This is a genomic window from Spectribacter hydrogenoxidans (genome assembly GCF_031846275.1).
GTDB classification, from domain to species: Bacteria; Pseudomonadota; Gammaproteobacteria; order Nevskiales; family Salinisphaeraceae; genus Spectribacter; species Spectribacter hydrogenoxidans.
Window position 1 is genome coordinate 1 of the sequence record NZ_JAVRIB010000031.1, and the last position, 11362, is coordinate 11362.

The window sequence follows — 11362 nt, forward strand, 5'->3', positions numbered from 1 at the left end:
GGGATCCGAACTCAAGCCGATCTTATCGATGCCTATGCGGATGAGCGGCTGATTTCAACGCAGTTGCAACAGGCTGCAGGTTCCGTCGTGGCAGAGATGGCGAGCCGCCGCCGTCTATCTATCCGCAAAGTCGATATCCAAAACCCTACACTAGACGAGCTTATTAAGACTGGGATACTGGTCGAATCTGGCCATTCACGCGATCTGGTGAGCTTCCCTCATCACTTGCTGTTTGACTACATAGCTGGCCGTTACCACCTCGCGTGGCACGATCCGGATACCCTGCTGGAACAGCTCGACGGCGACACTTCGATGGCGCTCCTCCTCGCGCCAGCGCTGCGTTTCACGATTGAACGCATGTGGCGCAACGACAATGTGGAACGGCCGACTACATGGAAGCTTGTCACCGGCATCTACTCTGCAAATCGCGTCGAACCAGTATTGAGCAATGTCGCCATGAGGGTAGTTGTCGAGTATATCGACAATGAGCGCGACGTTGCCGCTCTGATGGAGCGGGTCGCCACATCGCCGACCGATTTCGCGCTCACGCAGTTGCTGGGTCGCTTCGCGATGTTTGCATCGATGGATATGGATTCGAAAGATCCGATCACCCTCGGGCGCGCTATCGCCTCAGCTCGGCTAGCGGAAACGCTCGCCCACTCCGGCGAACGGCTATTGCTCGAGCCAGCGCGCGTTTTGCTTCGCCCCCTGTTCGACCACGGTGACCTTGAGGAGTCCGCCCTGCTTGAAGTCTTCGGAAAAGCGTCACGCGCCATGCTAGAGCAAGCGTGGGCGGCCTCACCGCGACCACCTGCGACCATCCCAAATGCGATCCGATTTGTCGGAAGGAGCTTCGCCTCGGACCCGCCAGCCTCGCGCACTCTGCTGCAGCGGATTCTGCGTGATCCTCACTTCTCGCAATACGCTGATCGTGAGGCGGCGTGGCTTGCAGAGCAAATCGTGCCGATTACTCGGGCCGACCCCGAGTTCGCCGTCGAAATCTATGCAGCCCTATTCGGACAAACCATAACCGACGACGCCTCTTCTTGGCTCGGGGCACAACCCAGTCGCATCCTGCCGCTATCCTCGAATCGGAGACAAGACTATGAGCATTGCCGATGGCAGCTCGGTAGAGCTATGCGGAATGTTCTTGAGATCGCCCCAGGCCATGGCACTCGGGCCCTGATCGATGCGCTCATCGGTAAAGTCGCAACCCAAGGCTACGGTGGCGGTTTAGAACCGGAGCGCATCGATCTCGGGTCTACGAAGCTTGAACTACGGGGCTACGAAATCGAGCTCAATGCTTGGGATGACGCTGAAGAAGATGGGCGCCCCCGCGATGACGACCTGCTGCAGCAATACGTCCTCTTCCTTCGTAACTGCGATTCCGAAACCTTTTTGGAAAGCGTAGCGGAGGCTTCTCGCGACTACGCCACTGCCTCAGTCTGGGCACGAATTCTTGGCGTGGGTACTGAGCGCATAGCCGAAGTGGAGGATCTTCTCTGGCCGTTGCTCGAACACCCGGGTCTTCTCGAGAACCCCGGTACTTTGCGCGATGCGGTCCGCTTTGTGAGAGCTGCTTGGCCTTCAAGGTCAAAAGAGGCTCGGAAGCGTTTTGAGACTATGGCGTTGGACGAGACGAGCTACAGGGACCAATACGGCTTGCGCCGATGGAAGCACGTTCTCGGTCGCATTCTCTCGGAGGTGCGCGAAGAGACGCTCGAGCTTGAAGAAACGCGGGCGCTACGCCGCCAGCTCGACGCCGAGGGCCTCTTAATCGAGAACGACCCGATACACAACTTCACTACGAGAGAAATCGCTCATGATGATTTTCTACGCGACGAACTACGGCGCGCCGGCGTCAACTTGGAAACCGGCGCCCTACGCGGTCTTGTAGACGCGTCAGAATCGCTTGGCGCCCTCATCGAGCGCACCCCCTCAGATAGCCCGGCACCCGATCTCGCAGCGCTATGGAATCGAGCTGCCGAATTGATCGTGCAAATCGATGAGATTCAGGACATACCTAAAGAGCTTGCTCGCCTAGCCTGGGGACACATCGCCACTGGAATTGAGCGCCTTGTATCGAGTCCAAATTACACGCCCGGTTCGCACGGAATGCCGGATCTCCATGAGATGCTCGCGCTCTTGGAGCGGCTCTCGTCGAGCCAGTTCCCGGAGCCAAGGACCTCCCCCAACAAACACGTCGCCTGGACCAACTGTGCTGTACGTGTACATGCTGCCGAGGCTTGGGTGTCTCTCGCACAACATTTCGCGGCCGTGCATCCGGCGATCGTTGATCAGATAGAGCAAATCCTGGCTGATCCAGACCCGGCAGTCCGGTTCCAAGCGAGCCGTAACCTTCACGTCATCTGCATGGCCGCGCCTGACCGGATGTGGGAGATGGCTGAAAGTATCGCAAGCCACGAGCCTGCGTCAGAGGTAGTCGCGTCATACCTCAGTGACTCTCTGAGACGCTTTAGCCACTCGGCTCCAGATCGTTGTGAAACGATACTCAGCCTCGTTAAGGGGCGCCTTGATGGCGACTTCGCTAGCGGCATTGAAGGTTCCACCTTAGTCCAAGAAGCTCTCGCTGGCTGGGCGGCGCACCTTTTTGTCGGGCAAGGCAGAAAGCTTGCTTCTTTCTGGCTAAGGGAATGGGCAGTCGACCCTGAGCGCTATCACGACCTGCTAAGCCCATTTATCTCATCACTGCGCAACCGCCTTTTCGACCGCTACGCGATACAAGCATCTGCGAAAGCGCTCTCAGTATGCGAGCGAGCTCAAGATGGCCTGAAAATCATTCTCTCGGAAGCAGTTGGGGTTTCGAGCGAGACCTACAGCGTTATCACATCGGATGCTCCGCAGCGAGATAGAGAACTTGCATGGGAGCGCTACGGCTCAGCAGAGCGGGTCATCAACCATGCCATAACCCAGCTATATTTCGGGTCCGGTGCTCATGCGGAAGATAGAGAAGGCAATATAGGCCTTCCAGATTCTGGTGCAAAGGGGCGTTTCTTAACGGATTACTCCGAAATACTATCGCTTATCGCCAATTCGCATGAACCCGCGACCTTCCACCGCCTTGTCGAGCTATACGAATTTTTAATTCCAGGCAATCCAATGCAAGTCTTTGATGCAATTCACACCATATTGACCGGACCTGGAAAGGAAGAAGGCTATCAGTACGAGTCTCTCGGAAACAATGCGATCATACGCATCATTCAACGCTACATGGCCGATTATAAGTCAATATTTGAGAACCCTGACCGACGCAGTAGGCTCGTCTCAATCTTACAGTTATTCTCTGACGTTGGGTGGCCCAGCGCGCTTGAGCTCCTTTACGAGCTCCCAGATCACATGCGGTAAACGCCCTAACTTCACAGATTCTGCCCGAAGGTAGCTGCCGAAGTGAGGTGGAATACTTCCATTGAAGAAATGACTCTTAACAATGTGCCGTTCGCGAACGATGTCTTGACGCATGTACAAGTTGAGTAATTACCCGACACACGGGGTCACTGTTGGAGTTCCCAAGATTTCTTGGACACTGTCGCACGACTTCAAGGATGCCCTGCTCACTTGATTGTTGCAGCCGGGCAGGCTGAGTTTTTCGGCCAGAATGATCGTGCAGCTCGCCGTAACTCACTCATCATAGCCGCGCATCGCGTGACAAAATATTGATTATCGTTTACCGTAAAGGTAAACTGTTTTAAGAGATAAGCGCCGCTTGAATATCAGCTATGCTGACAAAGACCTTAAGGTGTGCTGCGACTCGCACCGCCAAGCCAAGAGGCGGATCGGGGAAGCAGGCGCGAAACTCTTGAAGCGGCGCCTGGCCCAGATCGACGCTGCGCCTACTGTTCGAGATTTGCCTGTTGGCAACCCACATCCCTTAAAAGGTGATCGCAACGGCCAGTTCTCAGTGAATTTGGATGGCGGTCGGCGCCTAGTGTTTGAGCCTGACCACGAGGACGTCCCGACTGGCGCCGACGGAACTGTCGATTGGCAACGTATAACGGATGTGCGCATCACATTCATAGGTGATTACCATGACTAATGTAAGTGCTCCTCGTCTGGCTGGTTTCGAACCAGACTGGTTGTCGCCACCGGGCGATACAATCGCGGAAGTGCTTGATGAGCGTGGTTTGTCTCAGCGGGCACTCGCTCGCCGTACGGGGTTTTCGGCCAAGTTCATTAATCAACTCATTGCGGGTAAGGCGGCGCTCACTGAGGAAACGGCGCTCAAGCTGGAGCGAGTTCTAGGTAGTAGTGCGCGATTTTGGCTTAATTTGGAGTCTCGCTACCGAGAGACTTTGGCGCGCCAGCAGGAACGTGAAAAGGCGAAGTGCTGGGTGGGTTGGCTGAATGAGCTGCCCGTAAAAGAGCTTATGAAGGCCGGCGCCATTCCTCATGTGCGCTTGTCAAATAATCGTAAGCCGGACGTCGTTCTGGATCTTCTGCGGTTTTTTGGCGTTGCAAGTCCTCAGGAGTGGGTTGATCAATACGATGCCTTGGAGGGCCAGTATCGGCGCACACGGAAGGAGCAGTGCGACGAGGCGGCTATCGCGGGCTGGTTGCGCATGGGCGAACGCGCAGCTGCGCAGCAGGCGACGGCGTTCTACAGCAGGTCCGCGTTCATGGAGGCTTTGAGAACAATACGTGGACTTACTGTCGAGCCGCCGAGCGCTTGGCAGCCGAAGTTGATAGAGCTATGTGCCCAAGCAGGCGTTGCGTTGGTGTTTGTGCCGGCAATTCGCAGAGCGCATGTCAGCGGCGTAGCCCGCTGGCTTTCCTCCGATAAAGCGCTAATTCAGCTCTCGGTCTATGGCAAGTGGAACGACCGTATGTGGTTTACCTTTTTTCATGAGGCCGGACATATTTTAATGCATGCAAAAAAAGCCATCTTTCTCGACGACCCACACCGAGAGTCTGAGGTAAATCAGCAGGAAGAAGAGGCTAATCGTTTTGCTAGTGAATTTTTGATTCCGCGGAAGGCCGAGGGAGAGTTTAGTCGTCTGTCTGGCGCACCGGAGATAATAGACTTCGCTCAGAGTCTCGGCATTCATCCCGGTATCGTCGTTGGGCGTCTTCAGCACGAAGGTTTGCTGGAATTTAACCAACTCAACTATCTCAAAGATCGTTTTGAGTTTGTCCCCAAAGCGGGATCAGTATGACCGAATTAAACCGCCCCGAGAATCCTGGATATCCCCGTTATTGAGAGTATCGAGCTATGAGTAGCACAAGTGCTATTTGTGGGGCTTGCAGCAGCGGGTGACCCGGATGTTAAGGAGCGTCAGGATGCAAGTGGCCTGACTCAAACCGACGAGCCTCCGGGATAGTAGTTTCGATTCAATTGAAATGCGATGGCGCGGTCGACCATGAGAGACACTAAACAAGTGCCCGTAAATCGGTCCTCTATTTTGATTTCAAAAAGCGGACCAAGAATAATCCACGCATGAATATTCTGTCTTACAATCCCGGGCACGATGGCGCCGTCGCGCATCTTCGTGATGGACGCCTCATGTATTCGCTCGAGGCGGAGAAAGACTCCAACTATCGCTACTCACCGGTCTCCAGCCCCGACATGCTGAGGGCGATAGGCGAGATGGGCCAGGCACCCGATGTGATTTGCATGGGCGGATGGTGGCCATTGGATCGCCACGAGTATCTGCATGGGTCCAAAGGCACCGCCGGTTATCGCGGCATATCGCCTGACGATATCGCCGTCGACCGATGCGGCTTCCTGAAGAAGCAAGTAGATTTCTTTTCGTCTTCACATGAGCGATCGCACATTCTCTGCGCTTTCGGTATGTCTGGGCTGCCGAAGGGCACGCCCTTCTATGCTTTGGTTTGGGAAGGTGCGATCGGCGCTTTCTATGAAATCGATTCCGCGTTAAATATTACGCTAATCGCCGATGTCCTGAACCAGCCCGGTAACCGATATGGCCTGCTTTACGGCCTAGCAGACCCTACATTCCCGAAGACCAGTCTATACCCGCGGTTCTCCGATGCGGGCAAGTTGATGGCTCTGGTGTCTTTCTCGACTCGAAGCACCCCAACTCAGGCTGAGAAAGCACTGATCGACTTCATGCTGAGCGGTACTTTCCAAAAGATCAGCGACTACCCGGATCTGGAAACCGCGCCCCACGTGGATGTGGGCCTAGGCGACCCTGAGTTTCGCAACTTTGCCGGCATATTCAGCGATGCCTTATTCGAGATTTTCCACGAGTTCGCACAAGACAACCTGCAAAGTGGTCGTCCGTTAGTAATCGCCGGCGGTTGCGGTTTGAATTGCGATTGGAATAGCAAATGGAAGGAAACAGGTTTTTTTTCCGAAGTTTTTGTCCCGCCGGTTGCGAATGATTCAGGCTCTGCGATCGGCACGGCTATCGATGCCCAATTTTACTTCACTGGTAATCCAAAGATTGAATGGGACGTCTACTCAGGACTAGCATTCCGAATGGACGGCGAAGCCGACGCGACACGCTACGACGTTTATGATCTTGCGCCTGAAGCCATCGCCGATCTCCTCGCACATGATCTGATATTGGGTTGGGTCAGCGGTCGATACGAGATCGGTCCTCGCGCGTTGGGCAATAGGTCTATCCTCGCTGCGCCATTCCATGAAAGTACTCGAATGCGGCTGAACGAGATCAAGCAACGCGAACAGTTCCGACCAATCGCGCCGGTCTGCCTGCTCGATGATGCTGCAAAATGGTTCGGCTGCGAACATGCGAGTCCCCACATGCTCTTCACGTACCGGGCTAAGACAGATGCGCTGGCGGCTGTCACGCACGTGAACGGTACTGCTCGCATACAAACGGTTACGGCAGAAACCAATTTACCGCTCAATAACCTGCTGCGGGCATTCAAGGCGCGAACGGGGTACGGCGTGCTGTGCAACACCTCACTCAATTTCAACGGGCGAGGCTTTATCAACAACATTAGGGACCTAGACGCCTATACCCACGAGCATGGCCTAGACGGCTTTGTGGTTGACGGCCGCGTCTACGTGAGAAAGGGGTCCAAAAACTACCAAGCATTCCGTCAACGATCAGGCAAGCCCGCCAGCCCGGTGAGTTCGTCCTAATCCTACAAGGTCGTACTAGAAGCGTGGTGGCGAGTTGTACGAACCAATCCGCCCAGGAGTGACTCCCCGATATGCTGCCTCTGTCTGCGTACCCTGTCGGCTTTGAGGAGAACGAGCCAAGTCGTTCCGATTTCATTCGCGCGCTGACGTTACACCAATTGGATCACGTCTCAACTGCAAACAGGGAGGAGCACTTCCGAACCGGCGCCGCGCCTCCTAGAACCCTTGTACAGTTCTGGCACGATCCATCGGACCTCCCCGCGGACGTCAAGGCATGCCTTGCCAGCTGGGAGCGCCTTCGTAATCACGGGTTCGGGTTTCGCATGTTCGATGACGTGTCCGCCGTCGCCTACATCAGGGACACATTCGGCCCGCGAGAACTCAAGGCTTTCTCGCGGTGTCGCCACCCCGCAATGCGTAGCGATTATCTCAGGTTGTGCTTTCTAGTCGCTGAAGGCGGTATTTACGTCGATGCGGATGACGTCTTATTAGGGGATGACTGCCTGCCCCTATTTCAGAGCAACGGTCTGAAGGTGCAGCCGCTCTGCTACGACATCCCTTCCCGCAGTATGCTGCCAGCGTCAGAGATTTGGCGGCCGGATTTGCCGACGGCCGATCGGATCTTCTACGTCAACAACGACCCCATCGCGGCGCCCGCTCATCATCCCGTCCTGATGTGTGCTCTCAGCCGCGCGACGGAGCGTCTGCTCAGCGACAATCCTCGGCCGGAAATTCAGTCAACCACGGGTCCGGGAAATCTGACAGCTGCACTAGCCGCGCATGCACGTAACCTCCTAGTGGCCGACGAACCGCTGGACTTCACGCTTCTCAAAGACTGGGAAGCCATCGCGGAAACACGTTGGGAACTCTCCTACCGAAATGATGACCGCAACTGGCGGAACATGGACGCCTGAACAGTGGTGGCTGCCGCCGGGTTTGCGCAATGAACATTCAGGATGCATCGAATGTAATTCGCAAATTGTCATTTTATTTCAGGCACGTGGTAACTGCTCTTTCTCCGAGGAGGCAGATATCCTCATTAGGCGTCGGAGGCGAACGGATCGGCGCCATTATTGTGATTAATCTTGATCGGCAGCCGGGACGATGGCGACAGATGCGTCGCGAACTCAGCCGGTTCAGAACCGCCAATGGGACGCCGCTGACGTCGATCGCCCACCGATTGACAGCCATCGACGCACGCGACGGCTGTGCCGTGGCGGCGACGAGTGACGTCGATCCTTGCTATCGAGTTGGCGACCAACTGTACGTACAACCCGACGGCAAGCTGGCCGCCTGCTTCGACGCCGATGAACCAGTCAGAATGACCCGCCAGGAAGTGGCAGTCGCGCGATCGCATATCGAAGTATGGAAGGCGATCGCCAACGGGTCGTACAAATATGTTCTTGTGCTTGAGGATGATGTCTGGTTCAAAGGTGGAGCCGCTACGGCTATAGACCGCGGATGGCGGGCTGCCCTTCGACACCGCGGTTTACCAGGCGGCCCTAGGCTCCTCTACGTTTCCTATTCGGACGCAGATGGCACAGCTGAACGTATCGTCTTAGGAGATGACCTATTCCGACCGGTGCGTGGACTTTGGTTTCTCTCCGGCTACGTGCTGTCGCGTGAAGGTGCCGAGACCTTGTTAAAGGCGATGCCCGTGAACGGACCGGTCGATCTCTGGATGAATTCTCGCTTTGAGGCGCTCAATGCCCTAGCGCTCGCTTCACCAGCAGTCCTGCAACGACAGGACGTTGGCTCGGACAACGTCTATTCGATACTTCCCTTTCTCGCGCGCGCCGGAACCATCAACGCGAGTTCTGCTTCGCTCCCGGCGGATAAAACACATGCGGGGCCGATCCTAGGGTGGACTCGCGGTGGCGCGCATGACGATCTCGCAATGGCCCTTTCGATGCTTGGCCTGCGTGTGCGAGTGTTCGATGGCTACGACCCGCCCGTTCATGCGCGCAAACTTGTGCAGATGTTCGAGACGTTTGACGCCATCGTCGATCCACCCACACCTTTGAGCGAAATCAATAAAGTCTTTGCCAAACTCGACACCAAGTACATATTCGAAGAGGGTGCGCTTCGCGAGATACGCCAACCGATCTCTCAGCGATCTTCCCAGGCGGTAGTGTTGCGCTCATACGACGGTGACGATGCAAGATGGAAACCGCTTTGCGCGCTTCTCGATCTGCCGGAGCCCGCTCAGCCCTTTCCCTCTGGACCACCACGAGTCCATCGCGTTTTCAGGGTCGGCCGTCCAGAAACGTGGGGAACTATGGTGCCCGGGGGGCTGCAACGTCCCGCGGCACCTCTGGATGAGTCACCCTGGATTCTGCCAACAGCATCTGCTTGGCAACCCGTGCTGTCCGACCGCCCACTCTTGATCCCGGCCGTAACTTCCATTCTGCAGGCTTCGATGAGGGATTTTCCGTCCGCGTTTCGAACCCTCACCGAAACCTTTCCGGGCAATATGGCGGCCTTCGCTACAGAGGGTCTCGTACACGGCGAGACATTCGTTGGCCTGACCCTTACCAATGACACCACTCACGGCCGACCATATCGCTCAGGCGCCTTCGCCTCGGTGGCCCAGTTTGCGTACGGACGTTTCGAAGCCGAGATCAAGGCTGCGGCCGCCCCAGGCTTGATAACCGGCTTCTTCCTTCATAGGGATACGCCGCGTCAAGAGATCGATATCGAGTTCATCGGCGATGATCCCACGAGCATGTTGGCCAATGTGTATTTCAATCCAGGCGATGCTGGATCGACCATGGCGTTCGGATATCGAGGCTCACCTTGCCGCATCGATTTGGGTTTCGACGCAACCCTGGACTTCCATCACTATGCAATCGAGTGGCGGCCGGAAGGGATCACCTGGCGGGTGGACGGTCGTATCGTGCACACGCGTACCGGGTGGGACCCAACGCCCATCCCGCACCTGCCGATGCGTCTGCACGGAAACCTTTGGGCTCCGCGCTCGCGAGAACTTGCTGGATGCATAACCGACAGACATCTGCCTGCTACGGCGACGTTCAGGCATGTTTCAATATGGACTTGGGACGAGGACACTCCTTCGCAGAAGGCTGACCCACGCAGCGTCGGGTCCACAAAACTCGCCAGATGACGCCCTCTTCGCATGGGAATTCCCCGAAAATTAGCGCTGTCTAGAAGTGGCGCACTTCCCCTGATCCGCAGACACTTGTGACCCCATGACCAGGCCTGCTTGAGGGCTTCGGGACTGATCCCATTGGGAATGTCGCCGGCAAGTATTGTAAGCTATTGATTAGGAAGTGGTTTTATGCGACAGACTTTATCTTGATTGTGCGAAATAATTTTTGCCAAGAAAATCAGTAGGTTATCGATTAACGATCCGACTGACTTAATTGTTAGTCTTCAGTGTTTGCAAAGAATAAAGATTGTCCGAGTTTAATAACGTCGATCGAGGCTTTGTCCAGCAAAGAATAAGGTCAATCGATTTGCTCCAGAGGAAGACAGTCCGAAACACGCTTTTCGCGACTGAAAAGCGAGAGCCGAAGCGGCGGTGACTGGCCGTGCACTGGCTGGGTGACGTAGCCCGCGGGAAACGGGGTGTGAGGCGAAGTCGTTACGCCAAGATGCACCTCCAGGCTGAGTGCGGGAAGGTTGCGGAACACGAACCGGTTAATTCGTATCTCTGGGTTGAAATGTCACCGTCGCCTACACGGCTTAACAGGCGGCTTGTGGACCGAGGTGAGGTACACACGTATGGCCCGGGCCTCCGATGGGCAGCGGTATATGTAGGGCCGCTGACCGGGTGTCCGGCACCGTGCGTCGCTGGTGCCGGACGTTCACAACGACTTGCGGCAAGCAAGGGCAAAGATTGCGACCGGCGGCCTCACCCGTGCGTTGGAGTCCGACAGGTGAGCTGGGGAAGGCGGTACTGGGATGCCGGTATGTCGTGGCAGTGCTGCATGCCCCAATGAGAATTCCGCAATTTTTGTGCGCTGCTGCGACAGATTGGTGGAGGCGTGTAATGTGCCGGCTTTGCCCTGTTGTTCGCGGACCGGGAGATCGTCGTGTTCAAGCTGCTCGCGCTATTGGTGTTGCTGGCCCTGGGCGGCTGGATGATCAAGTATCAGATCCAGATGCGGCTGCGGCGCGCCCGCGGGGAGCCGGCACCCGAACAGCGTGGGCTGCGGCCGATCACGGTGATCGGGGTGGTGCTGGTGGCGATATATGGGGTGTTCCTGCTCTGGCGGTTAATCGACTCGATGATCCTGAACTAGCACATAAAAA

General features: G+C 56.1%; 6 protein-coding genes. All 6 read left to right on the forward strand.

The window, feature by feature from the left end; genetic code table 11:
• On the forward strand, positions 1–3366 hold a 3366-nt coding region (locus RM532_RS15580; protein WP_311654263.1), incomplete at its 5' end, for a hypothetical protein.
• Between the two features lie 680 nt (positions 3367–4046).
• Positions 4047–5171, forward strand: coding sequence for a HigA family addiction module antitoxin (locus tag RM532_RS15585; protein ID WP_311654264.1), 1125 nt, complete (start codon positions 4047–4049; stop codon positions 5169–5171).
• Between the two features lie 281 nt (positions 5172–5452).
• Positions 5453–7087 carry a carbamoyltransferase C-terminal domain-containing protein gene (locus tag RM532_RS15590; protein ID WP_311654265.1) on the forward strand — a complete coding sequence of 545 codons (1635 nt, stop codon included), beginning with the start codon at positions 5453–5455 and terminating at the stop codon, positions 7085–7087.
• Between the two features lie 323 nt (positions 7088–7410).
• Positions 7411–8001, forward strand: a complete 591-nt coding sequence (locus tag RM532_RS15595; protein ID WP_311654266.1) for a glycosyltransferase — start codon at positions 7411–7413, stop codon at positions 7999–8001.
• A 29-nt stretch (positions 8002–8030) separates the two neighbouring features.
• A complete protein-coding gene (locus RM532_RS15600) occupies positions 8031–10211 on the forward strand; it encodes a family 16 glycosylhydrolase (protein ID WP_311654267.1) in 2181 nt (726 codons plus the stop codon).
• Between the two features lie 931 nt (positions 10212–11142).
• Positions 11143–11352 (forward strand): hypothetical protein, encoded by a 210-nt coding sequence (locus tag RM532_RS15605; protein WP_311654268.1) that lies wholly within the window; start codon positions 11143–11145, stop codon positions 11350–11352.
• Positions 11353–11362: the final 10 nt, after the last annotated feature.